Consider the following 25,000-nt stretch of genomic DNA (forward strand, 5'->3'; position numbering starts at 1 on the left):
TCTGCTTTGGGTTTTAGCGGAAGCGCTGCCCGTCCAGCGGGAAGCCTTTGATGAACTCGGAGGCAGGCAAGCGCTTGCCGCCCGGCTTCTGCAGTTCGGTCAGGCGCAGGGAGCCGGTGCCGCAGGCGACGACGATGCCGTGCTGCGCGTCGGACGCCAGCACCTGGCCTGGCTCGGCATTGCTGCCGCCGTCCAGCACTTCGGCGCCCCACAGCTTGACGGTGGTGCCATTGACGTCCGCGTGGGCGCCGGGGAAGGGATTGAAGGCGCGGATCTTGCGGCTGATTTCGCGTGCCGAGCAGGTGAAATCCAGCACTGCTTCTTCCTTCGCAATCTTGGCCGCGTAAGTGACACCGTGCTCAGGCTGCGGCACGGCTTCGATGATGCCCTGTTCCATTTTGTGCAGCACTTTCACGCACATCTGTGCGCCCATGGCCGCCAGGCGGTCGTGCAGGATGGCCGTGGTGTCATTCGGACCGATCGGGGTGCGCTCGATCAGCAGCATGGGGCCGGTGTCCAGGCCTTCTTCCATCTGCATGATGGTCACGCCGGTTTCGGCATCGCCCGCTTCGATTGCGCGATGGATGGGCGCGGCGCCGCGCCAGCGCGGCAGCACGGAACCGTGGATATTGATGCAAGGCTTGATATCGAGCGTGCTGCGCGGCAGGATCAGTCCATAAGCCGCCACCACCATCACGTCGTAGTCGGTGGCCAGCAGGCGCTCGTGCGCTTCCTTCGCTTCGGCGGCGCGCTGCGGATCCTTGGCATCCATGCGCAGCGACAGCGGCTGGGCTACCGGCAGGCCATGCTTGATAGCATATTGCTTGACGGCGGAAGGCTGCAGTTGCAGGCCTCGTCCCGCGGGACGGTCCGGCTGGGTCAGCACCAGGGGAATTTCGAAACCTGCCTCATGCAGGGCCTGCAGTGCAACGGCTGCAAATTCAGGCGTACCCGCGAAGATGACTTTCATATTGTGCCCCCAGAAGGAAATTAACGGCGGCCGCCGGCGCGCTGCGCACCGCGTGCTTCGCGCTCTTCCTTCTGCAGTTTGGTCTTGATACGGTTACGTTTCAAGGGCGACAGGTATTCAACGAAAACTTTACCCATCAGGTGGTCCATCTCATGCTGGACGCACACGGCCAGCAGACCGTCGGCGTCGACTTCGAAAGGCTCGCCTTTCACGTTGTAAGCGCGGACCTTGACGCGCGCAGGGCGCTCCACGCCATCATAAATGCCGGGCACGGACAGGCAGCCTTCGTCATAGACCTGCTTCTCTTCGCTGGACCAGAGGATCTCGGGATTGATGAAAACGGTCAGTCCCGATTTATCTTCCGATACGTCGATCACGATCACGCGCTCATGCACATCCACCTGGGTCGCTGCCAGGCCGATACCCGGCGCTTCGTACATGGTTTCAGCCATATCCTGCGCCAGTTTGGCGATGCGCTCGTCAAACACGGCGACGGGTTTGGCCACCTTGTGCAGGCGGGGATCAGGGTAGCGAAGGATGTTCAGTTTCGACATTAGACTTGACGACTCGATAATAAAGGGCTGAAAGAACGGGGCAAAAAGCAACACGCACAACGGTCTGCGCAATGTAGTTTCTCTTGCTAGTTCAGGGTAATAAGGGCAGAATTTGATGCACTTCGGCAAGCCTTCCCAGGCTGTCCGTCATGCCGACTTAACGGACATATTCATGAAAAATTTTAGCACAGACCGCGTTCGCCTGTTGACGGCAGCCCTGATTTACGGTGTGACGGCCATTACGGCCCAGGCGAAAACCATTCAATGCGAATTCAAAGCAAACGCTCCAGACAGCCATACCGTCGTTAAAGGCGACACGCTGTGGGACATTTCCGGCACCTTCCTCGAAAAGCCCTGGTGCTGGCCGCAGGTGTGGGGCATGAACAAGGAAGAGATCGCCAATCCGCACTGGATTTATCCGGGCCAGGTGATCTGGTTCGACCGCGCCGCAGGGCGCCTGCGCCTCGGCAACAAGATCGACGCCAATGGCGGCGCCGGCGATTACAAGCTGTCGCCGCAACTGCGCATGCAGGGGCTGGGCAAGGATGCCGTGCAGTCGATTCCGTCCGGCGCCATCGAGCCTTTCCTCAGCCAGCCCCTGATCATCGAAGAAGATGAATTGAAGAACGCGCCGCGCATTATCGCAACGCGCGAGAACCGTGTCTTCCTTGGCAAGGATGACAAGGCTTATGTGCGTGGCGAGCTGAAAGGCGGTACGTCCTTCCAGGTCTTCCGTCCAGGCAAACCGCTGACGGATCCGATCACGAAGAAAGTCGTGGGCCAGGAAGCCTTCTATCTCGGCACCCTCAAGCTGTCGCAGGAAGCCGACAAGGGTTCCGATGTGCACACCTTCACCGTCGCCAGCGCGAAGGAAGAAATGGGCAAGGGTGACTTGCTGATGGCAACGCCGCCGATGCCGATGCAGAATTACGTGCCGCATCCACCCGAAGTCGATGTGAATGCACACGTGCTGGCCATCTACGGCGGCGTAACCCACGCCGGCCAGAACCAGGTAGTGAGCATTAATCGCGGAAAGCTTGACGGACTCGATATCGGATCTGTGCTGCAGCTGTACCATCGTGGCAAGGAGGTCTCCGATCCGGGCGGCGATAAAGGCTGGTTCGGCATGCGGGACCCCAAGGTCAAGCTGCCGGATGAACAAGTGGGCAGCTTGTTTATCTTCCGCGTGTTCAAGCACATTTCGTATGGCTTGATCATGCAGGTGACGGAACCTGTTGAGGTGGGCGACGTCGCCAAATCGCCGGAGTAAATCCCATGGCCGTGCAGGACACGGTTTCTTCTCCCTCCAGCCGTCAGGACTTCTCCAGCCTGGCGGACTGGCTGCGCCTGGCACGCACGCCGGGCATCACGCGCCTTACCGCGAATCTTCTTCTCGCCGAATACGGCAGCCCTGAGGCGGTGCTTGCTGCCGCGCGGCAGGTGCTCGAATCCTCTCTCCCTTGCGCGTCTCCTGCTGCCGACGCCGGCTCGCCAGCCTTACCCCGCGCGCCCAGCGAGTCCGTTGCCGCCAGCCCAGCCCCTGAGCGCTTCAGCGCAGCTGCGGACGCGGCTGCTGACGACGCTGCGGGCCGCGCGAGCGATCCCGGCGCCGCGCAGCATGCGGAGCGCGCTGACGGCGCGCCACGGCGCAAGCGGATCATTGTGCGTGAAGGCGACAAGGTGCAGATGAACCTCGCGGCAGCGAAGCTGTTGTGCGTGCCGCTGGCGGCCGACATTAATCGCGAGCTGGAAGCCGCGCAAGAGTGGCAGCACGGCGAGGGCAACGCAATCGTCACGCAAGCGGATCGGGGATACCCGCCGCTGCTGCGCCACATCCCCGACCCGCCACTGGTGCTCTACGTAAAGGGCAACATACAACTGCTGCAAAATGACGCGCTGGCGATCGTGGGCAGTCGCAATGCCACGCACCAGGGCAGGGCGCATGCCGAAGACATCGCGCGGGCGGTCAGCAGCGAAGGCATCACCGTCGTATCCGGCCTCGCGCTGGGCATCGACGCTGCCGCACACACAGGAGGGCTGCAGGCGCAAGGCAGCACCATCGCCGTTGTCGGTACGGGCATCGACCGCATCTACCCCGCGCGCAACGCCGAACTCGCGCGCCAGATCGCGCGCGAAGGATGCCTGATCAGCGAATTCGCACTAGGCGCTCCCGCCAGGCCACACAATTTCCCGATCAGAAATCGCATCATTGCCGGCATCGCGCGCGCCACGCTGGTAGTGGAAGCGACGGCGCGTTCCGGCTCGCGCATCACGGCCCACCAGGCCATGCACTTCGGACGTGAAGTGCTTGTCATGCCGGGCTCCGTGCAAAGTCCGTTCAGCCAGGGCAGCCATGCCTTGATACGCGAAGGCGCGCGCCTTGCGGGCAGCGCGCAACACGTGCTGGAGGACCTTGGCCTGCGCGCACCGGAGACCATTTCCTTCATGTTGACAGGAACAGCAAGCGAGTTGCTGGAGCAACTAAGTTTCGATCCCACCAGTGCCGATGAATTAGCAACAAGGTTGCATCTTGACCCAGCTCAAACACAGGCGAGTTTGTTGGCATTAGAGCTAGCCGGTGTGGTGGAAAGGCTGCCTGGCGGTGCATTCCAGCGTGCGAAATGATGAGCATTGCCGTGCAGGGCTTGTGCCGTTCCGAATTCAAATGCTAGAGTAGCGCCATGTTTGACATCCTAGTTTATCTGTACGAGACCTACTACCGCCCTGATGCCTGCCCTGAACCAGCAGCATTGGCAAAGAAGCTCTCCGCCGTCGGATTCGACGACGTGGAGATTTCCGAGGCGCTGGTCTCGGCTGAACGACCTGACCGAAATGGCAGGCGTGGAGCACTCGCTGACGTCCGCCTCGCGCGGCACGCGCTTCTACGTGCGGCAGGAGCAGGATTTCCTCGGCTCGCAGGCGATCGGCTTTATCCAGTTCCTGGAGAGCGCCGGCGTGCTTTCGCCCCTGCAGCGCGAGATCGTCATCGAGCGCGCGCTGGCGCTGGAAGAGGCCCCCGTTTCGCTGGGCAAGCTGAAAATCATCGTGCTGATGTTGTTGTGGAGCCAAGGCAAGGAACCGGACGCGCTGATGTTCGACGACCTTTTCGGCGCCGAAGAGGACCAGGCCCCGCGCCTGTTGCATTGATTGCATCTCCTGGCTGCGATTGACCTCTCGCACGCCGTTTCCGTAATATATTTGAAGCATTGTGCCGCCGACATCGTGTCCGGCGGAATGCGTTCACTTGCGAATGTTGTATCATGCGCCCTGCCGCATACAACCCAAAGCATTTTCGAGAACCATAAATATGAGTAAAACCCTCATCATCGCCGAGAAACCCTCCGTCGCGAACGATATCGCGAAGGCGCTTGGCGGCTTCAGCAAGCACGATGAGTATTTCGAGTCCGACGAGTACGTGCTGTCCTCGGCGGTCGGTCACCTGCTGGAAATCGCCGTGCCGGAAGAGCACGACGTCAAGCGCGGGAAGTGGACGTTCACCCATCTGCCGGTGATTCCCCCTTACTTCGCACTGAATCCGATCGCCAAGACCGAATCGCGCCTCAAAGTGCTGAATAAACTGATCAAGCGTAAGGACGTCACCAGCTTGATCAATGCATGTGACGCGGGCCGCGAAGGTGAACTGATCTTCCGCCTGATCGCGCAGAATGCGAAAGCCAAGCAGCCGATCAAGCGCCTGTGGCTGCAGTCGATGACTCCAAATGCCATCCGCGACGGCTTCGCCCACCTGCGTACCGACGACGAAATGCTCCCGCTGGCCGATGCCGCCCGTTGCCGATCCGAAGCCGACTGGCTGATCGGCATCAACGGCACGCGCGCCATGACCGCCTTCAATTCGAAAGAAGGCGGCTTCTACCTGACCACCGTGGGCCGCGTGCAGACACCGACCCTGTCCATCGTGGTCGAGCGTGAAGAGAAGATCAAGAAGTTCGTGTCGCGCGACTACTGGGAGGTGCGCGCCGAATTCGTGTGCGCCGCCGGCGTGTACGAAGGCCGCTGGCTGGACACGAGCTTCAAGAAAGACGAAACCGATCCCGAGAGGCGCGCCGAGCGCCTGTGGAGCAAGGCTGCCGCCGATTCGATCGCGCTGGCCTGCAAGGGCAAGCCGGGCAATGTGACCGAGGGAATCCGAAGCCGACGACGTCCATGTCGCCGGGCCTGTTCGACCTGACCTCGCTGCAGCGTGAAGCCAACTCGCGTTTTCGGCTTCTCCGCCAAGAACACCCTGGGCCTGGCGCAGGCGCTGTACGAGAAGCACAAGGTGCTGACTTATCCTCGTACCGATTCGCGTCATCTGCCGGAAGACTACCTGCCGACCGTGAAGTCCACGCTGGAAGTCATCAAGGAAAGCCACAACTACAACCAGTTCGCCAAGCAGATCCTGGACAAGGGCTGGGTCAAGCCGAACAAGCGCATCTTCGACAACACGAAGATCAGCGACCACTTCGCGATCATCCCGACCGGCATCCAGCCAAAGAACCTGTCCGAACCGGAGCAGAAACTGTATGACCTGGTCACGCGCCGCTTCATGGCCGTGTTCTTCCCGGCCGCGGAATTCCAGGTGACCACGCGCTTCACCGAAGTGGCAGGCCACCAGTTCAAGACCGAAGGCAAGGTGATGACCAATCCGGGCTGGTTGGCCATCTATGGCAAGGATGCCGCGAGCGACGAAGACAAGGAAAGCGGCAACCTGGTGCCGGTGGCGAAGGGCGAGAAGGTCCACACCGAAAAGGTTACGCCGAACGGCCTGGTCACCAAGCCGCCTGCACGCTATACGGAAGCGACGCTGCTGTCCGCGATGGAAACCGCCGGCAAGCTGGTGGACTCGGACGAACTGCGCGATGCGATGGCCGGCAAGGGCCTGGGCACGCCGGCAACGCGTGCCGCCATCATCGAGGGCCTGCTGACCGAGAAATACCTGCTGCGCGAAGGCCGCGAACTGATGCCGACGGCGAAAGCCTTCCAGCTCATGACGTTGCTGCGCGGCCTGGGCGTGAACGAACTGACCGCGCCGGAACTGACCGGCGAGTGGGAATACAAGCTGTCGCAGATGGAGCGCGGCCGCATTTCGCGTGAAGAGTTCAGTGCGCGAGATTGCGCAGATGACCCAGATTATCGTCAAGCGCGCCAAGGAATAAACGACGAACGACACGATCCCTGGCGACTACGCCACGATGAAGCAGCCGTGCCCGAACTGCGGCGGCGTGGTAAAGGAAAGCTCTCGCCGCTTCGCCTGCACCAAGTGCGAGTTCTCGATGTCCAAGAACGCCGGCGGCCGCCAGTTTGAAATCGAGGAAGTGGAAGAGCTGCTGCGCGAGCGCACCATCGGCCCGCTGCAAGGCTTCCGCTCCAAGATGGGCCGCCCGTTTGCGGCCATCCTGCGCATCGTGCGTGATGAAGAGATCAAGAACTTCAAGCTGGAGTTTGATTTCGGCCAGAACGACGAGGACGGCGAAGAGGGCGAAGGCGTCGACTTCACCGGCCAGACTCCGCTCGGCCCGTGCCCGAAGTGCAATGCGGGCGTGTACGAAATGGGCCTGGCTTATGTTTGCGAGAACCAGGTTGCCAAGCCAAAGACTTGCGACTTCCGCAGCGGCCGCATCATCCTGCAACAGGAGATCCTGCCGGAGCAGATGGCCAAGCTGCTCGACGACGGCAAGACCGACCTGCTGCCGGGCTTCATCTCGCAGCGTACGCGCCGTCCGTTCAAGGCCTTCCTCGTGAGGGGCAAGGACGGCAAGATCAGCTTCGAGTTCGAAGAGCGCAAGGCCAAGCCGGCCGCCAAGGGCAAGGCTGCTGCGAAGGAGGACGAAGGCGCAGCCGCGCCGGCGGCCGACGAAGCGGCGGCACCGGCGGCGAAGAAGCCTGCTGCGAAAAAGGCTGCGACGAAGACCGCTGCGAAGAAAGCTCCAGCCAAGAAAGCCGCTGCCAAGAAGACGGCGGCTGCTTGAAACCCAAGGCCAAAATCAGGTGGCTGCCACATCGTGGCAGCCACCAGGTCTTGGGTTGGGTTCTAACGGGTGCGGCGGCGCTTTTGGGGCGCGCTGCCCGCCCGCGCGGCAGTCGAGCGCATTGAAATTATCGAGCGCGTGCCGTTCGCGCCGGGCGTCACGTTCGGCGAGTCCGGCGCCTACGGAAAAGATCCGGGGCGTGGCGCATTACGCGCTCGACCCGAAAGCCGCAGCCAATGCGCGCATCGCCGACCTGGCGCGCGCGCCACGCGATAAACGCGGCCGCGTCACCTTCTCCAGCGAATTCCTGATGCTGCGTCCCGTCAGCGCGCCGCCCGGTACGCTGCTGTACGACGTCAACAACCGCGGCGGCATCGCCATCATGGGCCAGGTCAACGGCAAGAGCCCCGCCAACAACGATCCCACCACCGCCGCCGATGCGGGCGACGGCTTCCTGATGCGCCACGGCTTTACGCTGCTGTTCTCTGCCTGGACCTGGGACGTGGCGCCGCAGGCGCCGGGCATCGTCCCGCTGGTGTTCAAGCCGCCGGTGGCCAAGGCTTGCGCGGTTTCGTGGCCAATGAATTTACCGTCAACGCTGCCGCGCCGGTGGCGACTTACGCGGGCATGCGCGGGCTGACCTACGAGCCCGCAATACCGAACGATCCGAAGGCCGAACTGACTCAACGCGCACGGCCCGATGCCGCGCGTCAGCCGGTGCCGCGTTCGCGCTGGCGTTTCGTGGCGCCGAACTGCCGGGCGGTCCGGGCCGCATCGAACTCGATGGCGGCTTCCAGCCGGACACGATCTATGAAGTGCGCTATGCGGTGAAGGACCCGCGCGTCACGGGTGCAGGCCTGGCGGGCATCCGCGACCTGCTGTCCTATTTCCGCGATCATCCTTTCGAAGGCGCACCGGCACCCAGGAATACGCTGATCTTCGGCATCAGCCAGTCCGGCCGCCTGATCGGCCGCATGATGCACGATGGCCTGAACGTGGACGAGCAGGGCAGGCTGGTGTTCGATGGCGCTTTCATGCAAGTGCCGGGCGCCGGCGGTTCGGCAGGCTTCAACAGCCGCTTCGTGCAGCCTACTCGCCACCCGTCGTTGATGGAAGAACACGATTATCCGGCGGACGCTTTCCCTTTTACCAGTGCGCCCTCGCGCGATCCGGTCAGCGGCGCTACCGCGTCAACGATGGACCGCGCGCGAGACAAGGCTAGCAAGCTGCCGAAGCTCATTATCGCCAACACGTCCACGGAATACTGGAATCGCGGCGCTTCGCTGGTGCACACCTCTCCTGACGGCGCAAGCGATGTGGCGCCTGCGCCAGAACGTGCGCGTGTATGGTTTCATGGGCGCCCAGCATTACGTGGGCCGCTCGCGCACGAAGGCACCGTTCACGGCCTGCGTGTCGACCAGCGATCATTACGTGCCGATGCGCGCGCTGATTATCGCGCTGGATAACTGGACATCACGCGGCGCCGAGCCGCCATCCAGCGCTTATCCGCGCCTGGCGGACGGCTCACTGACCACGGTCGATCAATACCGCGCCGCTTTCCCTGCCGGTATTGGTCTCCACCGCCGCAGCAGAACCTGCGCGAGCCGCGCCTCGTCGGCGACGGCGTTCCGCCGCGCGCATGGGCCGGATTACGAAACGCGCGTGCCCGCTCCGGATGCGGACGGCAATGACCGCGGCGGCGTGCGCCTGGTTGAACTGCAGGCGCCACTCGGTACGTACACGGGCTGGAACCTGCGCGCGCCGGAGACGGGCTTTGCGTGGGCCACTTCGCGCTTCGACGGCAGCTTCGTGCCATTCGCCCGCACCGAGGCCGAGCGCCTCGCCGGCAACGACCCGCGCCCCAGCCTGGAGTCGCGCTATCCCACACGCGATGATTTTGTGGCCGCCGTGCGCGCGGCAGCGGAACGCCAGATGGCGGCGGGACTGCTGCTGCCTGAAGACCTGGAGCGCACGATGCAGCGAAACGTCGGCCTCTACGACCGCATCCAGCAGCGCGATCCTTCCGACGCCGGCTGCGCTTACCTTTTCGCTCCGTAAAGCGTCAGCGGTACGCCACGGCGGATCAATGATCCGCCCTACGCCTCTCGATAACGCGATATGCCGGAAGCGTGTAGGGCGGATCATTGATCCGCCGTGCGTGCGGGCCGGCGGCGCATCAAGCGGCCAGCGCCGGCGCCTCAACCCGCGCCTTCAACCGATCCCACCACCCATCATGAATCGGCAGCACCACCACATTGATGATGGGCTCCAGCACCGCCGCCACGCCGCCGAAGGCCAGCGAACCGGTGGCGAAATACATCACGCCAAACGCCACCGCCATGTGCATCAGCGTCTGGCTGAACTTCTCGGCCGTCAGCGACGCCAGCCGCGCATGGGCGTAGCGCTTGTGCATGCCGTGCCAGAAGCGTTCGTGCACGGGTAGCAGCACCACGTTGATAATCGGTTCCAGCATCGCTGCCAGGCCGCCGAAGGCGGGGGAGCCGGTCAGGGAATACATCAGCGAGAAGGCAATCCCCATGTGGGTAGCAACCTGGCTGACCGTTTTCGCTGCTTTGACCATTTCCTGCTCCTTTTGTGGCGTTGTTGAGGCAAATGGTAATGGTTCTCATTTGATTGGTAAAATTGATTGTTTCAACTGTTCTGATAGCATTTGCCAATAGAGCGCGGTCCCGCCATAATCGGCCGTATGCAAACTGACAAGCATCCGATCTCCGCTGCCCACGGCAGCCTCCATGTGGAACTCACCAGTTACCGCTTTGGCAAACCGGGCGGGAAGAAAGCCTATATCCAGGCGGCGCTTCATGCGGACGAGGTGCCGGCCATGCTGTGCGCCACGAAGCTGCGGTCGCGGCTGGAGGCGCTGGATGCCGAGGGCAAGGTGACGGGGGAGGTGATCCTCGTTCCTGCCGCCAATCCGATCGGACTGGCCCAGGTGATCAATGAGCGTCCCTTCGGGCGCTTCGACCTCAGCACGGGCATCAATTTCAATCGCGGTTATCCGCATTATTTCGAGCGGCTGAAGACGGCGCTGGAAGGCCAGCTGGGGCCGGACGCTGCGTCGAATGTGCGTGCGATACGGCGCCTGCTGCGCGAGTATGTGGCGGAATGGCGAGCCGCACTCGGATACGGTCACGCTGAAGAAAGCCCTGTTCCAGTTGGCGATCGATGCGGACGTGGTGCTTGACCTGCATTGCGAGAACGAGGGTGCGCTGCATCTGTATGCGGGCACGCCGCTGTGCAATGCGGTGCAGCCGCTGGCGGATCTGATGCAGGCGTCTGCCTTGCTGTACACACTGGGCGCCGGCGGCGAGCCTTTCGATGAGGCTTGCAGCCGCTTGTGGTGGGACCTGGGCTGCGCACTTCGGCGGACGCTATCCGATTCCGCCCGCTTGCATCGCTGTGACGGTGGAGCTGCGCGGGAAGTGTCGGTCAGCCATGAGATGGCGGAGCGGGATGCGGACGCTATCCTGCGCTATCTGGCGGTGCAGGATATCCTCGATCTGGGCGCCGTGGCGCTGCCGCCTCCGGCGTGCGCGGCTACACCGCTGGAGGGGACGCAGCGGGTGGATGCGCCGCATTCGGGCTTGCTCGTTTATTGTCGCCAGGTGGGCGAGCGCGTGGCTGCCGGGGATTTGGTGGCGGAGCTGGTGGATCCGGTTAGCGGGGAGCTTACTCCGCTCAGGGCTGGCGTGGACGGGGTGCTGTTTACGCGTCTGGCGCACCGGTACGTGATTCGCGGGATGAATGTGGCGAAGATTGCCGGGGCGAAGGCGTTTCGGACGGGGAGTTTGTTAAGCCTCTGAAGCGTAGGGCGGGTCATTCGACCCGCCGTGCATGCGTTTCGACGGCGCATCGACGGCGGATCAATGATCCGCCCTACGCGGCAATGGCGGCCCATACACCACGGTGTGGACGCGGCGGATCATGCGTCGTGGCGCGATCGTGGCGGATCATACGCCGCGGTGCGGACGTGGCGGATCATGCGTTGTGGCGCGATCGTGGCGGACCGGACGCCGCGGCGCGGGCGTGGGGCAGCGGGCTACGGCGTGGGGACGATGACGTTTTCGCGGGCGGGGATGGTGGAGGCGACGATGCGCCAGGCGCCGGCGGTGGTGCGGTGGGAGATGGTGATTTCGGCGGGCTTGGTCGGGTGTCCCGTGGCCATGGCGTGCCATTCCTCGCACTGGATCACATAGGTGATCTTGCCGGTGTCGCGGTCCACGCTGCGGCGGCTTTGCATCGGGCCGGTGGGTACGCGGTACCAGTCTTCTTCATAGCTCTCATCGACGCCGGTTTCGTGCAGCGCGTCGTGGCTGTCCATGCGCAGCCAGCCGGCGTCCGGTTCGGGGCTGACGAAGGGATAGGCGATTTCGGGCTGCCATTCGCAGCGCTGGCCTTCGACCACGGTGGTGCCGGCGAAGCCCGTCATCTGGCTGCGCTGCGCAGGGATGCGCAGGTCGATGTGGTAGCGCGCGGCCTGGAACCACCAGACCGGCGTGATCAGGTCGCTTTCACCATTCTTGCGCCAGATGCCCTTGCGGCGCCAGAGACCTTCCAGCTGGGACGGAACACCCTTCATTTCAGATCCTCCGTGTAATAGTAAATCGTGCCGCCGACAGCACCGGACGGTGCACCCAGAGCCTGTGCCAGCGCGGTGGCGGGAGTTTCCTCAAGTGAGCGCTTGCTAACACTGACCGGCGCTGAAGGCGCGCCAGGCGCGGCACGGTAGGCCAGGATATGGTCGAAGTCCGGACGCGCATCGATTTCCTTGACCAGGAAGCGCTGGGCTCCGCTGCCCAGCTGCAGGTAGCGCGCGCTGGCCTGGTTGCGCGGCGTGGCATCCAGTTGGCGGAACAGCAGCACCTTGTCGACCACCACGGTGGCGCCCGTGTATTGTGCCGTGCCGCCCTGTTCGAAGTGGCCGAGCACCAGGTCGGCCTTGAACTGCTTCAGCGGCTGAGCGGCCGCGGGCGCCAGGCGGTTCAGCTCGAATTTTTCCGGAGCGATGGTCCACAGCGTTGTCTTTCCGTCCAGACGCTGGCGCAATGCGGCGTCAATTTGCGGATCGGCGATGTGAACCTGCAACAGCACCTGGTAGTCATGCGGAGCGTGGAACATTGGCAAATGGGACGCATAAATGCCGTCCTTGCCACCGAAGAGGGCCATTCCATGTTCGCCCCAGGTAAGGGGCGCTGCACCGGCCAGGCCGGCCAGGGTAAGGCCGGCTGCCGCGAGAAAAGCGCGGCGATTGATGAGTGTAGTCATCCTTGCATCTTATTACCCGGGAGCTGTGCTGTACAGGTTTTTGCTCAAAGATTCAGCAGTAGAAGGTTTTATGTGATAAACTTATTGTTCCTCACGGCAACAATGCCAAATCTTTCCCCTAATCATGAAAAACTTGAATATAGGCACTCGCCTGGCCGCAGGCTTTGCTCTCGTTTTGTCTTTAACGATTCTGATGACCATTCTTGGCATCACCCAGCTGCAGACTGTTGCGGATTCCACCCGCGAAATGATGCAACTGCCGCTCGCCAAAGAGCGCATGATCAGCGACTGGTATCGCCTGATTCACACCAGCGTGCGCCGCACGTCCGCCGTCTCGAAGAGCAGCGATACCTCGTTGGGCGCCTACTTTGCGGAAGAAACCGCCAACTCGACGAAAGAAGTCTCGGCCCTGCAGAAAAAGGTCGAAGAGCTGATGGAGAGCGACGACGAAAAGAAGCTGTTCGCCGAGCTGGGCGAAGCGCGCAAGCGCTATGTGGCGGCGCGCGACAAGATCATCGCGCTGAAGAAGGAAGAAAAATTTGAGGAGGCCGAGCAGGTGCTGCAGGGCGCGTTCAAGGCAGGCGCAGCGGACTACCTGGGCGGCTTGAGCAAGCTGCTGGAATTCCAGCGCAAGATCATCGACACCCAGGCGCAGGAAATCGAGGCAGTGTATGAGCGCAACCGCAGCTTCCAGATCGGCTTCGGCCTGCTGGTCGTGGTGCTGGGCGCCCTGTGTGCATGGCGCCTGACGCGCGGCATCACCGTGCCGCTGCAGCGCGCTGTGGCGGTGGCCGATGCCGTGGCCGACAACGACTTGCGCAGCGAGATCATGGTGGATTCACGCGATGAAACAGGCCACCTGCTGGCCGCGCTGAAGAAGATGAATGCCGGCCTGGCGGGCGTGGTGCATGAGGTGCGCCATAGCGCGGCCAGCATTGCCAGTGCTTCCGGCGAGATCGCGGCGGGCAACCTGGACCTGTCCTCGCGCACCGAGCAGCAGGCGGCGGCACTGGAAGAGACGGCATCGTCGATGGACGAGCTGACATCGACCGTGAAGCAGAATGCGGAGCACGCGCAGCAGGCCAACCGGCTGGCGCTGGCCGCCTCCGATGTGGCGGCGCGCGGTGGCGATGTGGTGGGGCAGGTGGTTGATACGATGGGCAATATCGATGCTTCTGCACGACGCATCGTGGACATCATCGCCGTCATCGACGGCATCGCTTTCCAGACCAATATCCTGGCGCTGAACGCCGCCGTGGAAGCGGCGCGCGCCGGTGAGCAGGGCCGCGGTTTTGCCGTGGTCGCGACCGAGGTGCGCAGCCTGGCGCAGCGCAGCGCGGCGGCGGCCAAGGAGATCAAGGACCTGATCAACGATTCCGTGTTCCAGGTAGAGACGGGCAGCAAGCTGGTGGAGCAGGCCGGCTTCACGATGAGCGAAGTGGTGGACAGCATCCAGCGCGTGACCGCCATCATGGGCGAAATCAGCACCGCCAGCGCAGAGCAGAGCTCGGGCATCGAACAGGTGAACCGCGCCATCTCCGAAATGGATGGCGTGACGCAACAGAACGCTGCCCTCGTCGAAGAGGCGAGCGCCGCTGCCGTTTCGCTGCAGCAGCAGGCGGACGCACTGACCACGGCGGTCAGCGTGTTCAAGCTGGGCAACGGCCCGGCGCCAGGCGCCGCAACGGCGCCGCGCCGTACCGCGCTGCGCCTGGCCGCTTAATGGCGTAGTTCTTCCGGCACGGTGCCGCCGTGTTCGGCCAGTTTGAACATCACCTGCTTGTGCAGCCAGATGTTCATCTTGGCCGAATCATTGGTATCGCCGGTGTAATGCAGCTCGCTGGCGAGCTCCTTGCGCGCGGCAAGGCTGCTGTCCAGGTCGAGCAATTTCAACAGGTCAACAATCGACTCGCGCCAGTTCAACTGCTGGCCGGCGTGTTTCGCCTTCTCATTGAGAATGGCCTCGACGTCGACTGGTTCCTGCGTCTTCAGCGCAGGCGCGATAGGCGCTGCGGGAGCAGGGGGCGGCGGGAGCTGCTGGTGCAGCGCCGGCTGGAGCGGGCGCACCGGTGGTCGGCTGTTCGGCAACCGCCGGGTGCGATGACGGGAAAATCTTGTGGAAAATATTGCTCAGGATGCCCATGTGCGGCCTCGCTTTCTTGAACTGTCCTGCAGTTTAGCGCTTGCCCAGCGAGGCATCTGTTAGCGAGCGCACCCTACTGCGCGGCCATTTCCACTGTCACCATATTGTCATCCGGCTTGCGGTCGATCAGTTTGTTGTCCGGATCGATGCCCGCCTTGCCGGGGCGGGCGGACACGATCAGCTTGAACACATTCTCGCGCCGGTCGATCAGCCTGCGTTCGCGGACCAGGGCATTGCCATCCTTGTCGTCCACACCGATGTCGATCAGGTCGTGCACCGGCACTTCCTTTTCCGCCCCCAGTTCATCGGCGCGCATCTTGGCGGAATGCACGGTCAGCGTGACTTCGTACTTCCCGTCAGCCTGCTTGCGCGCCACGGCAGACAAGGCGCGGTTGTCGTGCAGCGTGATGGTCTCGAACAGATCCTCAATCAGGTAAGCCTGCTGCGGCGGCACCAGTTTGCGCAGCCCATCCACCAGCACCGACACGCTCGGATACGGCGCGGCGTGGAAGGCATATTGCTGCAGCAGGGAAGCCAGCAAGGTATTGATGCGGTCTTCGCCGACGATGTCCGCCAGCTGGTACATGGCCAGGCTGCCCTTGTGGTAGTGGATGTAGCCCTGGTTTTTCGTTGTCGGCCAGTGGCAGTTCCTTCTTGTTCTCCAGCGCGCGGCCCCACAGGTAGCTGTTCAGGTCATAGCGCAGGAAGCGGCGCATGCGGGCCGCGCCGAAATTCTTCTTCATCACCATCAGCGCCGAATACTCGGCCAGGGTTTCGCTCAGCACCGTGGCGCCGCGGGTATTGCCGCCGATGAGCTGGTGCGCCCACCACTGGTGGGCCACTTCGTGGGCGGTGACATAGAAGGGGTAGTCGATGTCCTTCGGGTTCTTGTCGTCCACCTTCGCGATAAAGCCCATGCTCTCCGAATACGGGATGGTGTTCGGGAAGGATTGCGCGAACTTTTCGTAGCGCGGGAATTCCACGATGCGCACGATCTTGTGCTGGTAAGGGCTGAAGTTGCGGGTGTAGTACTCCAGCGATTCCTTGACGCCCTTGACCATGCGGTCCAGGTTGTATTCGTGGCCCGGCTGGTAGTAGATCTCGATGCCGACGTCCTGCCACCAGTCATGCTTGACGGCGTAGCGCGCGGACTGGAAGGCGTAGAAGTTCAGGATGGGGCGGTCCATCTTGTAGTGGAAGTAGTGGCGGCCTTTGGCGCGCCAGTCCCTTACCAGCTTGCCCGGCGCGATCGCGGTCTGGTCCGGCGCGGTGCTGACGACGGCGTCGAAATTGACCCAGTCGGCATCGCTGCTGGCATAGTTGTCGGCCAGGCCTTTCGGATCGTCGCGCGGCAGCGAACGTTCCTGCGCCGGCAGGCCGTGCTTCTTGCGGTCGCGCGGATCGGTCAGCTCGGCGTGGCGCTGGTAGCCGATGTGGGGCAGCATGGTGCTCTGGAAGAAGGTGCCGTTGCCGAGGACGGGCGTGTCCTTGCCCAGGCCGAGAATGCCGTGCGGCGCGTAAGCGACATTGAATTCCATGGCGAGGCGCTCGCCCGGCGCCAGCGGCTTGTCGAGGCGGTAGCTGTAGAAACCCAGCTCCTTGTCGTTCAGCACGCGGTGCGCGGTGCGGCTGAAGCGCAGCGGGGCGAAGTCCGCTTCCGCGTTCTGCTGCACGTAAACCGTGGAGATGGGCGCGGCAGTCTTGTTCTCCAGCGTGTAATAGCCCTTGACGGCCAGCGCACGCTTCTCGGGCACGATGTCCACTTGCAGGTTCACATCCGTGATGCGGGGCTGGGGCACATCCAGCACCTGCTTGTACTTGCGCTCATAGGCGGCGCGGTCGGCATCCCGATGGAAGGCGGTCTTGAAGTCGTTGGCGCAGTGCAGGTTGTAGTAGAGGACGCCGCCCGTGCCGAGGAAGATCAGCAGGCCGATACCAAAGCTGGCCAGTACCGGCACCGTCAGTGCATGGCGTGCCAGCTGTACGCGCTGCTTCCATTCCGTGTTCGAACCGCGCGACCAGAAGATCACGCACAGCACGACCATCATTAGCGCAGCGCCGGCCCAGTACAGCTCATACCAACGCTCGCGCATCAGGAAATGGCCATAGCCGTTCATGTCCGAGTAGCGCAGGCCCGGCGTCACGCCGTACAGAACCATTGGATGGTCGAGGCCAAGCGTGGCGAAGGTGATGGTCGCGACGTAGTAGACGATCATCGCGAAATAGGCCACATACTTCTGGTTGATCATGACCTGCGCCGCAATGGACAGCACTGCGATCAGCATATAGCCCGGCAGCGCGACCAGGAACAGGCCCTGGAACCACAGGCCGGGCTGCAGGTTGAAATAGCCCTTGGACAGCTGGATCAGCATACCGCAGACCATGACGATCAGCAGCAGCACGGCTTGCACGCCGAACAGGCCAAACAGCTTGCCCAGCAGGGGCAGCCAGTTCGGCACGGGCATCGCGTCCAGCATCTGGGCCATGCGGTGCTCGCGCTCGCGCCACACCATTTCGCCGGCGTAGAAGGTGGTCACCACCAGCATGAAGAGGGAGAAGGTTTCCGACACCAGCTCGATGATCTGGTACGTCACCGGATAAGTGGCGGTGCCGTACATCGGGTCCGGATGGACCGCGCTGGCAAACATGGTCAGTACGCCAGCCAGCACGATGACGAAGAAATACACGTTCTTCACCGTCTCGCGCAAATTCAGCCAGGCGGAGCGCAACAGCAGCAGGCCCAGGCTGCGGCGGTCGAAGTCGGGCTTCTGCCGCGTGTCGACAGCGGTGGCGCTCAGGTGCAGCGGCATTTCGCCTTCGCCGCGCTTGCTGCCGTTATCGGTGGTGCTGACGAAGTGGAAACGCCAGTAGCCGAGCAATAGCGCTACCAGCGCTGCACCGGACCAGATCAGGCGGTTCAGCAGGTAGACGCCCTCCAGCATCACCAGGCGCGCGTTGCGTTCGGCGATCGGCCAATATTCGGTGAGGCGGATCACGGCCGTGGTGCCGAAGGGATCGATCAGCGCGGCCAGCGTCTTGTAATCGAGGTCGCGCGCCAGGCCGGGCGCCACGATATAGCCGACCAGCATGACCACGCTGGACACATACACTGGCAGCATGCGGCGCGTGAGCGCGGCCAACACGAAGAAGATGGCGCCGAAGATGAACAGGTTGGGCAGCAGGGCGGCGAAGTAGGGGATCAGGTAAGCCTGCAGATTGAAGGGCCCGAGGCGTTCCGGATCGATGCCCGGCACGTGCGTGCCAAGCCAGGCGCCCAGCGGGATGCTGGCGAAGACCACGGCCAGCACGGCGAGGGCGCCGAAGAAGCGGCCGAACATGTATTGGTACTTGCGGATCGGCGCGCTGAAGAAGAAGTGATGGGTTTCGTATTCGAAGTCCTGCTGCACCGAGCGGCCCATCATGGCCGCGATCACGATCACGCCGAGGCAGCCGAGGAAGGAAGCCGTGAACATGATGGAGCGCGGCGCGTTGATGAAGACGCGGCCGCCGAAGGTAACGATGGCTTCCTTGAATACGCCGCCCGCGGCAGCCATCCACAGCACGGCCAGCAGGGTGAACATGCTGAAGTAAAACCCAGGTCGAGAGCAGCTTCAGGCGCTGTCTCGCTTCGAACAAGGCGATGTGGAACATTGGGCGGCCCTTAGTCGCAGTTATGGGCGACGTCGTGGCGGCCGAGGATGGTCGCGAAGTACAAGTCTTCCAGGTCGCCCAGCGCTTCCTCGAAGCCATCGCCCGGATCGTTGTCGTTGTAGACGTGGATCAGGGTGCGGCCGGACATCAGGCGGGTCGAGATCACGGCATGGCGCTGCTGGAAGTCCGGCAGGTCGCGCTTGTCGATGAAGCGCGCCCAGATCTTGCAGCTCACATCGTCGATCAGCTGCTGGGTGGGGCCGGTGACCAGCAGCTTGCCCTTGTTGATGATGGCCATGTTCGAGCACAGGTCGGCCACGTCGCTGACGATGTGGGTGGACAGCAGCACCGTGCGGTCTTCGCCGATATCGGACAGCAGGTTGTGGAAGCGCACGCGCTCCTGCGGATCGAGGCCGGCGGTCGGCTCGTCCACGATGATCAGCCTGGGATCGCCCAGCAGGGCCTGCGCGATGCCGAAGCGCTGGCGCATGCCGCCGGAAAAGGTGCCCAGGCGCTGGTGGCGCACATCGAACAGATTGGTCTGCTGCAGCAGGCCGTCCACCACTTCGCGGCGGCGCGCGCGGTGGGACAGGCCTTTCAATACGGCGAAGTGATCCAGCATTTCGTAGGCGGTCACTTTGGGTAGACGCCAAAGTCCTGCGGCAGGTAGCCGAGCAGGCGTCGGATTTCATCCTTTTCATCCAGCACATCGAGCTCGCCGAAGAACACGGAGCCGGAATCGCATTCCTGCAGGGTTGCCAGGGTCCGCATCAGCGTCGATTTGCCTGCGCCGTTCGGGCCCAGCAGGCCGAACATGCCTGCCGGGATGGTGAGCGAGACATTGTCCAGCGCGACTACCCCATTGGCATAGGTTTTAGACAAATTGCGGATGCGTAATTCCATTCTTACTCCTGATTCATTGCTGGTGCAGCGCAGCATGGCGCGCTGCTCGGCGTACCATCTGTGCTTTTTTCACATGATGGCATTGTATTGAATCTACGACATACCGGTTGCCCCATTGCGACAGCCCGCAATTTCGGGCGAACCAGATTGCGCTTTCAGGGGAACGGATCGTGGCATCGAGTGGATGGTTTATCACTAAAGTTTCAAGAGTAGCAAGTCCGATACCCAGACGCAAGGCACAAAAGTATCTGGCTTGAGATATATTCCTTGGCTATGGCTAATCCCCCTCTGAAACTCGATGCTGCGCTGCAGGAAAAAATCCTGACAGTCACCCGTTGCGGGCTAACTGTGGACGAGTCCACGGGCTTTTTCCGCACTGCACTGGGACTGTGCTACCTGGCCAGCCTGATGACCAAGGAAACGCTGGATTTCCAGGCGCTGGACAAGGAATTCAACCGTTTCATCTACCATTCCATCGGCCCGGGCCACAGCATTACATCCATCCTGCAGTTCATGAGCGGCAGCAAGGTCGTCAAGGTGCTCGATTCACCGCGTTTCGTGCGCGCGATGGCGTCCTACTGCACCGATATACCGGTCGAATCGATTCCGTTCCTGCTTGGGCTGAACCTGGGCGTGGCGAAGGACCTCTCGAAAATCGACGTGCGCGGCCCGGTGGCGGACTGGATAGAGAAGCAGCGCCTCCTCCGGGAGGAAGGCGGCCTATAATGTGGTTTTCCGTACAAGCTGGACAAACTATCATGAACCGTCATCACACTCCACTCGACCAATTCATCTGCAGCGCGGACAAGGCATTGCGCGTGCTGGCTGGCGTGGCTTCTGCCTCGCGCCCCACGCCGGCGGCGCATGCGGCCGATGCGGAGATGACGGAGAAGGAACACAAGCACAGCGCGGGCCTGATGCGCGTGAACCATGTGGGCGAGGTGATGGCGCAGGCGCTGTACAACTCGCAGGCGCGCTTTGCCAAGAGCGAGAACATGCGCCAGGCGTTCCAGCACGCCAGCCGCGAGGAAGAGGACCACCTGGCGTGGACGGCGCAGCGCTTGTCCGAGCTGGGCTCGCAGCCCAGTGTGCTGAACCCGCTGTTCTATGCGGGGGCTTATGCTTTGGGGACCGCGGCGGCGCTGGTGGGGGATAAGCAGTCGCTGGGGTTTGTGGTTGAGACCGAGGCACAGGTGGAGGCGCATCTGGCCAGCCACCTGGACCGGCTGCCGCCACAGGATGCAAAGTCGCGCGCGATCGTGGAGCAGATGCGCGTGGATGAGATTGCGCATGGGAAGGCGGCGCAGGATATGGGCGCCACCTCGACGCCATTGCCGATCAAGCTGGCGATGAAGGGGATGAGCAAGCTGATGACGTCGACGGCGTATTACATCTAAAACCGGAAAAGCTGGTGGCTGCCACGATGTGGCAGCCACCTTGGTCAGCGGCGCGTGATAGGTGGCTGCCACGAAGTGGCTGCCACCAGGGTTCGCCGTGGGTTTTCAAGCCTCAACAATTTCGAACGAGTGGGTGATCTCGGCAGTCTTGCCCAGCATAACGCTCGCCGAGCAATACTTATCGTGCGACAGCGCAATCGCGCGTTCCACGGTTGCCTGCTTCAGGTTCTTGCCCGTCACCACGAAGTGGAAGTTAATCTTGGTGAACACTTTCGGATCGGTATCCGCGCGCTCCGCCTGCAGGGTCACATCGCAGCCGCGCACGTCTTCACGGCCGCGCTTCAGGATCAGCACCACGTCATAAGCGGTACAACCGCCGGTGCCCAGCAGCACCATTTCCATCGGACGCGGCGCCAGGTTGTGGCCGCCGCCCTCGGGTGCGCCGTCCATCGACACCATGTGGCCGGAACCGGTCTGGGCGCGGAAACTCATGCCCGACGGGCCATTCCAGCTGACTTTCACTTCCATTACTGTTCTCCGTTAATTGCGTTCGTGCATTATACGGTCATCATGTAGCGTTCGCTCTTCATGCGCCGCTCCGTGTACCAGACGCAGAGCATGGCCAGCAGCAGGCTGCTGAAGAAAGTTTGCGCGAAAGGCAACAGGCCGATGCTCTGCCCCTTGGCCAACTCGCGCAGCAGGGTCTGGTTGGACAGCACGGGCACCATATACATCCATCCCGCCGTGCTGATATTCATCATCGGCACCACGATCACCGGCACGATCGGCACGATCATCGTAATGCTGACCAGGGTCTGCGCTTCCTTGAAGGTGCGGGCATTGATGGCCAGGGCGATTTCCAGCGCCGCCGCGAACATGGACAGCGTGGCCGAGGCCAGGCAGACCAGCATCAGGTCGCTCCACGCCAGGCGCCAGGACAAGCCGATTTCCTCCAGCGGCAGCCACTTGAGGATGCCGTGCGCAATCGCCAGCTCCACCGTGATGCCGACAATCGAGAGGAGCGCCGCCGCCATCCACTTGCCGACGATCAGATCCGACGGCCGCGCGGGCTGGGCCAACAGCACTTCCAGCGAGCGCCGTTCGCGCTCGCCGGCCGTGCTGTCGACAGCAGTGGACATGCAGAACATAAAGGCCGGAATGAAGAAGATGCCCAGCATGGTGCTGATGGTATTGGCCGAGCGCGAGGCGCTGGTGCCGGTGTCGTACTTCTGCACCAGCACCGGGTTCAGGTTGGCCGGCGACACGCCATGCGCCAGCAGGCGCGCACCGGCGATCTGGCGGCCATAATCGCGCAGCACGAAGTCCACCTCGTCCAGCTTGCGTACGCTGTCGGATGCGGAATCGAACCACAGCTCCACGCGCGCCGGCCGCATGGCGTGATAGCTGGCCCTGAACTCCGGCGACAGGCGCAGCACGGCGGTCACCGTCTGCTTGCGCAGCAGGGCATTGATCGCCGGTTCGTCCATCGCTTCCAGTTCGGTGATATTGATATTGCGCTGCTTGAGCTGGTTCATCAGCGTGGGCGCCTGCTTGCCGCCGATGACAGCGATTTCCACGCCCTCGCGCTCGGGCCGCGTGGCGCGCTCGATCTGCTTCTGCAGCACGAAGCCGACCAGCAGCGGATACATCAGCACGAAGATCACGAGCAGGCCCAGGGCGCGGCGGTCGCGCAGGGTTTCGCGGATTTCCTTGCGCAACACGATCAGGAATTTTGTCCTCATAGTTCGATCCCTTCCTCGGTGCCGACCAGCTTGACGAAGGCGTCTTCCAGACTGTCCAGGCCAGCCAGCTCGCACAGCTGCTGCGGCGTGCCCTGGGTGACGGTGCTGCCGCGCGCGATGACGATCACATCGTCGCAGGAGTGGATCACTTCCTGCATCACGTGGGTGGCCATGATCACGCAGCAGCCATCCGCCTTCAGCATGGCGAGGGCGCGGCGCAGGGCGCGGGTGCTCATCACATCGAGGCCGCGGCTGGGTTCATCGAGCAGCAGGTGGCGCGGGCGGTGCAGCAGCGTGCGCGCGAGCGCGACCTTGATGCGCTGGCCCTGCGAGAAGCCCTTGGCGCGGCGGTCGATGATGTCGTGCAGGGACAGCAGCTCCGTCACTTCCTCGGTGCGGCGGATAATCTCGGCGGGCGGCATATCGTTCAGCTCACCGAAGTAAGCGAGGTATTCGCGGGTGGACAGGCGGTCGTAGAGGCCGAACTGGTCGGTCAGCAGGCCAACATTGCGGCGCACGGCCATCGGATCGACGGCCGGGTCCACGCCATCGATGGCGATCGTGCCGTGATCGCGCTGGAGCAGGCCGACCAGCGTGCGCAGCAAGGTGGTCTTGCCGGCGCCATTGGGGCCGAGGAGGGCGGTGATCTTGCCGTCTTCGGCGCGGAAGCTGGCGCCGGACAAGGCCTGCACCTTGCCGAATTGCTTGCGGAGGTCGCGGACTTCGATCATGGTTGTGGCCCCGCGCTGTTCAGTTGGAAGGTTGGCGCAGGGATCTCCTTCAGGCATTCGCCGGCCACTTTGCTCCCCGGCTGGTCGAGGAACTCGCGCAGCAGGCGCGGCGCGCAGCCCAGCGGCGTGACGATGTGGCCTGCGTTGTCGATGATGAGGTGCTGGGCATGCGTCATATACTTCGCGGCCGCTTCGGCGCGGCGCGGCGGCGTGACCGGATCCAGCGCGCCGGACAGCATCAGCACAGGCGCTTCGATCTTCGCCGGCGTGGACCAGGGCACGGCCGGCACCTGCATGCTTTCGCACAGCGTGCCGATGCGGTCGATCTGCGGCTTGCCGAGGAAGGAATCGCGCGTATCCTCGACCAGCAGGGCGGGCGTGAGGCGCGGGAAGTCTTCGGCGCAGACCACCGCCAGATGCAGCGGCGTAGCCGGGCCGCCGTCGGTGGCGAAGTCGCGCGCTATATTGCTGCGGGCGATGAAGGGCTGCCAGCGGTTCTGGTAGGCGCTGTGGATCAGGAAAGGCAGGCGGCGGCTGTCCTGCTGCGAATACAGGATGTTATGCACGGTGCCGAGGAAGCGGTTGCTGGTCATGCGCACCTGGCGCAGTTCGGCGGTGCGCGGATCGGGCAGTTCCAGCGTCTGCGCGCCCTTGTTCAGCTTGGCGACGATGGCGTTGAATTCCTGTCGCAGGGCGGGGAAGGTCGCCGCGCAGGGCTGGTCCTCGGCGCACTGCTGGAACAGCTTGTCCAGCGCGGCCTGGGCGTCGCGGCCGCCGGCGGGCACGATCTGGTCCGGCGCCGCCACGCCGTCCAGCACCATGGCGCGCACGCGTTGCGGGAACAGGCGGGCGTAGGCCTGGCCCAGGCGGGTGCCGTAGGAGCCGCCCCAGATATTCACCTGGTGGTAGCCGAGGCTTTGCCGCACGCGGTCGATGTCGCGCGCCGCCGCTTCCGTGGTGTAGCGCGCGTAGGGCTTGTTCAGCTTTGTGATGCAGGCGCGCGCTTCGGCCACCTGTTCTTCCTCGCTGGCTGTTTCCTCGTTCTTGTCGTCCGCCTCGCAATCAAGCTTGCCCGAGAGGCCGGTGCCGCGCTGGTCGATCAGCACCACGTCGCGCGTGGCGCGCACCTTGCGGAAGGCGGCGTTCAGCAGCGGGACCAGGTCGCTGCCTGCTTCGCCCGGTCCGCCGGCCAGAACGAACAGGGGATCCCGGCGCGCCGATTCGCGCAGGGCGGGAGCGACGGTGACGTGCAGGCTGAGGGTGGCGCCGGGCTTGTCGTAATCCAGCGGCACATCGAGCCGCACGCAGCGCAGGGCTTCCTCGATGCCGGGCAGGTGGCAATCCTTGCCGGGCAGGGGCGCGGCGGCGGCATTGGCCAGCGCGGGCAGCAGGGACAGGACCAGGGCTGCAGCAGTGGCGGCGGTCCGGCGGGGCGGTAAGTGGAGCATGTTCGGCCCTCGAATGGTTGGGCTTCCATGGTAGCCCCTGCAATATCTTCTTGGCAACGAATCATGCATTGACGGACGCCACAGTGCGGCTTGACCGGTTTGCGCCAGCCGGGCTATAATCGTCAGCTTTCCGTTCGCTCAGGAAAAGTACAGCAAGAAGGCTGCGTCCGCTGCTACACCGGGGCGGAACCACCATATGAGCGTTT

General features: G+C 63.2%; 21 protein-coding genes and 4 pseudogenes. 13 read left to right on the forward strand and 12 right to left on the reverse strand.

The window, feature by feature from the left end; all coding sequences use genetic code 11:
* Positions 1 to 13 precede the first annotated feature (13 nt).
* Positions 14 to 970 carry a methionyl-tRNA formyltransferase gene (gene fmt / locus ACHMW6_RS03575; protein ID WP_395405613.1) on the reverse strand — a complete coding sequence of 319 codons (957 nt, stop codon included), beginning with the start codon at positions 968 to 970 and terminating at the stop codon, positions 14 to 16.
* A gap of 20 nt (positions 971 to 990) precedes the next feature.
* Positions 991 to 1,524 carry a peptide deformylase gene (gene def, locus ACHMW6_RS03580; RefSeq protein WP_395405615.1) on the reverse strand — a complete coding sequence of 178 codons (534 nt, stop codon included), beginning with the start codon at positions 1,522 to 1,524 and terminating at the stop codon, positions 991 to 993.
* A 172-nt stretch (positions 1,525 to 1,696) separates the two neighbouring features.
* Here def and ACHMW6_RS03585 point away from each other — a divergent pair, with 172 nt between their 5' ends.
* The 8 genes and pseudogenes from ACHMW6_RS03585 to ACHMW6_RS03620 all read left to right on the forward strand — a co-directional run bounded on the left by ACHMW6_RS03585 (position 1,697) and on the right by ACHMW6_RS03620 (position 9,551).
* Positions 1,697 to 2,794, forward strand: coding sequence for a LysM peptidoglycan-binding domain-containing protein (locus tag ACHMW6_RS03585; RefSeq protein WP_395405617.1), 1,098 nt, complete (start codon positions 1,697 to 1,699; stop codon positions 2,792 to 2,794).
* Positions 2,795 to 2,799: 5 nt separating this feature from the next.
* Positions 2,800 to 4,149: a DNA-processing protein DprA gene (gene dprA / locus ACHMW6_RS03590; protein ID WP_395405619.1), complete on the forward strand. Its 1,350-nt coding sequence runs from the start codon at positions 2,800 to 2,802 to the stop codon at positions 4,147 to 4,149.
* Positions 4,150 to 4,205: 56 nt separating this feature from the next.
* A pseudogene (locus tag ACHMW6_RS03595) lies at positions 4,206 to 4,671 on the forward strand (DUF494 family protein).
* Between the two features lie 160 nt (positions 4,672 to 4,831).
* Positions 4,832 to 6,829 (forward strand): annotated as a pseudogene (locus tag ACHMW6_RS03600) (DNA topoisomerase III).
* The gene (locus ACHMW6_RS03605; RefSeq protein WP_395405621.1) at positions 6,798 to 7,493 is read left to right on the forward strand and encodes a topoisomerase C-terminal repeat-containing protein; all 696 of its coding nucleotides are present in this window, start codon (positions 6,798 to 6,800) and stop codon (positions 7,491 to 7,493) included. The pseudogene ACHMW6_RS03600 and the gene ACHMW6_RS03605 overlap by 32 nt, the downstream one beginning before the upstream one ends.
* A 199-nt stretch (positions 7,494 to 7,692) precedes the next feature.
* Positions 7,693 to 8,133 carry a hypothetical protein gene (locus tag ACHMW6_RS03610; RefSeq protein WP_395405623.1) on the forward strand — a complete coding sequence of 147 codons (441 nt, stop codon included), beginning with the start codon at positions 7,693 to 7,695 and terminating at the stop codon, positions 8,131 to 8,133.
* 175 nt (positions 8,134 to 8,308) lie between these two features.
* The gene (locus tag ACHMW6_RS03615) at positions 8,309 to 8,959 is read left to right on the forward strand and encodes a hypothetical protein (protein WP_395405625.1); all 651 of its coding nucleotides are present in this window, start codon (positions 8,309 to 8,311) and stop codon (positions 8,957 to 8,959) included.
* Complete coding sequence (locus tag ACHMW6_RS03620; protein ID WP_395408520.1) at positions 8,847 to 9,551, forward strand: alpha/beta hydrolase domain-containing protein; 705 nt, start codon at positions 8,847 to 8,849, stop codon at positions 9,549 to 9,551. The genes ACHMW6_RS03615 and ACHMW6_RS03620 overlap by 113 nt, the downstream gene beginning before the upstream one ends.
* Before the next feature lie 118 nt (positions 9,552 to 9,669).
* Here the strand turns inward: ACHMW6_RS03620 and ACHMW6_RS03625 are convergent, their stop codons facing one another.
* Positions 9,670 to 10,074, reverse strand: a complete 405-nt coding sequence (locus tag ACHMW6_RS03625; protein ID WP_395405627.1) for a DUF2061 domain-containing protein — start codon at positions 10,072 to 10,074, stop codon at positions 9,670 to 9,672.
* 126 nt (positions 10,075 to 10,200) lie between these two features.
* Here ACHMW6_RS03625 and ACHMW6_RS03630 point away from each other — a divergent pair, with 126 nt between their 5' ends.
* Positions 10,201 to 10,698, forward strand: a complete 498-nt coding sequence (locus tag ACHMW6_RS03630; protein WP_395405629.1) for a succinylglutamate desuccinylase/aspartoacylase family protein — start codon at positions 10,201 to 10,203, stop codon at positions 10,696 to 10,698.
* On the forward strand, positions 10,610 to 11,317 hold the full coding sequence (locus ACHMW6_RS03635) for a succinylglutamate desuccinylase/aspartoacylase family protein (protein WP_395405631.1): 708 nt from the start codon (positions 10,610 to 10,612) through the stop codon (positions 11,315 to 11,317). Before ACHMW6_RS03630 ends, ACHMW6_RS03635 begins: the two co-directional genes overlap by 89 nt.
* Positions 11,318 to 11,553: 236 nt before the next feature.
* On the opposite strand, the gene ACHMW6_RS03640 is transcribed toward ACHMW6_RS03635, so the two are convergent.
* Both ACHMW6_RS03640 and ACHMW6_RS03645 read right to left on the reverse strand, forming a co-directional pair.
* Positions 11,554 to 12,093 (reverse strand): hypothetical protein, encoded by a 540-nt coding sequence (locus ACHMW6_RS03640; protein WP_395405633.1) that lies wholly within the window; start codon positions 12,091 to 12,093, stop codon positions 11,554 to 11,556.
* Positions 12,090 to 12,779: a hypothetical protein gene (locus ACHMW6_RS03645; protein WP_395405635.1), complete on the reverse strand. Its 690-nt coding sequence runs from the start codon at positions 12,777 to 12,779 to the stop codon at positions 12,090 to 12,092. Before ACHMW6_RS03645 ends, ACHMW6_RS03640 begins: the two co-directional genes overlap by 4 nt.
* A 124-nt stretch (positions 12,780 to 12,903) precedes the next feature.
* Here ACHMW6_RS03645 and ACHMW6_RS03650 point away from each other — a divergent pair, with 124 nt between their 5' ends.
* Positions 12,904 to 14,502 (forward strand): methyl-accepting chemotaxis protein, encoded by a 1,599-nt coding sequence (locus ACHMW6_RS03650; protein ID WP_395405637.1) that lies wholly within the window; start codon positions 12,904 to 12,906, stop codon positions 14,500 to 14,502.
* Here ACHMW6_RS03650 and ACHMW6_RS03655 read toward each other — a convergent pair.
* The 3 genes and pseudogenes from ACHMW6_RS03655 to ACHMW6_RS03665 form a co-directional block, all read right to left on the reverse strand.
* Positions 14,499 to 14,922 (reverse strand): annotated as a pseudogene (locus ACHMW6_RS03655) (DUF3597 domain-containing protein). The gene ACHMW6_RS03650 and the pseudogene ACHMW6_RS03655 sit on opposite strands and share 4 nt — an antisense overlap.
* Positions 14,923 to 15,347: 425 nt before the next feature.
* A complete protein-coding gene (locus ACHMW6_RS03660; protein WP_395405639.1) occupies positions 15,348 to 18,503 on the reverse strand; it encodes an ABC transporter permease in 3,156 nt (1,051 codons plus the stop codon).
* 80 nt (positions 18,504 to 18,583) lie between these two features.
* A pseudogene (locus ACHMW6_RS03665) lies at positions 18,584 to 19,476 on the reverse strand (ABC transporter ATP-binding protein).
* 273 nt (positions 19,477 to 19,749) lie between these two features.
* On the opposite strand from ACHMW6_RS03665, the gene ACHMW6_RS03670 reads away from it, so the two are divergent.
* Both ACHMW6_RS03670 and coq7 read left to right on the forward strand, forming a co-directional pair.
* A complete protein-coding gene (locus ACHMW6_RS03670; protein WP_395405641.1) occupies positions 19,750 to 20,202 on the forward strand; it encodes a hypothetical protein in 453 nt (150 codons plus the stop codon).
* Positions 20,203 to 20,234: 32 nt separating this feature from the next.
* Positions 20,235 to 20,873 (forward strand): 2-polyprenyl-3-methyl-6-methoxy-1,4-benzoquinone monooxygenase, encoded by a 639-nt coding sequence (gene coq7, locus ACHMW6_RS03675; RefSeq protein WP_395405643.1) that lies wholly within the window; start codon positions 20,235 to 20,237, stop codon positions 20,871 to 20,873.
* A 105-nt stretch (positions 20,874 to 20,978) separates the two neighbouring features.
* Here the strand turns inward: coq7 and ACHMW6_RS03680 are convergent, their stop codons facing one another.
* The 4 genes from ACHMW6_RS03680 to ACHMW6_RS03695 are packed head-to-tail and all read right to left on the reverse strand — an operon-like array spanning position 20,979 to position 24,794.
* Entirely contained in the window at positions 20,979 to 21,401 is a 423-nt protein-coding gene (locus ACHMW6_RS03680; RefSeq protein ID WP_395405645.1) for an OsmC family protein, read from the reverse strand.
* Between the two features lie 29 nt (positions 21,402 to 21,430).
* A complete protein-coding gene (locus tag ACHMW6_RS03685; protein ID WP_395405647.1) occupies positions 21,431 to 22,615 on the reverse strand; it encodes an ABC transporter permease in 1,185 nt (394 codons plus the stop codon).
* On the reverse strand, positions 22,612 to 23,346 hold the full coding sequence (locus ACHMW6_RS03690; protein WP_395405649.1) for an ATP-binding cassette domain-containing protein: 735 nt from the start codon (positions 23,344 to 23,346) through the stop codon (positions 22,612 to 22,614). The genes ACHMW6_RS03685 and ACHMW6_RS03690 overlap by 4 nt, the downstream gene beginning before the upstream one ends.
* Positions 23,343 to 24,794, reverse strand: a complete 1,452-nt coding sequence (locus ACHMW6_RS03695) for an alpha/beta fold hydrolase (protein ID WP_395405651.1) — start codon at positions 24,792 to 24,794, stop codon at positions 23,343 to 23,345. The genes ACHMW6_RS03690 and ACHMW6_RS03695 overlap by 4 nt, the downstream gene beginning before the upstream one ends.
* Positions 24,795 to 25,000: the final 206 nt, after the last annotated feature.

This window comes from Pseudoduganella sp. UC29_106, assembly GCF_044055365.1.
Classification (GTDB): Bacteria; Pseudomonadota; Gammaproteobacteria; order Burkholderiales; family Burkholderiaceae_D; genus Rugamonas.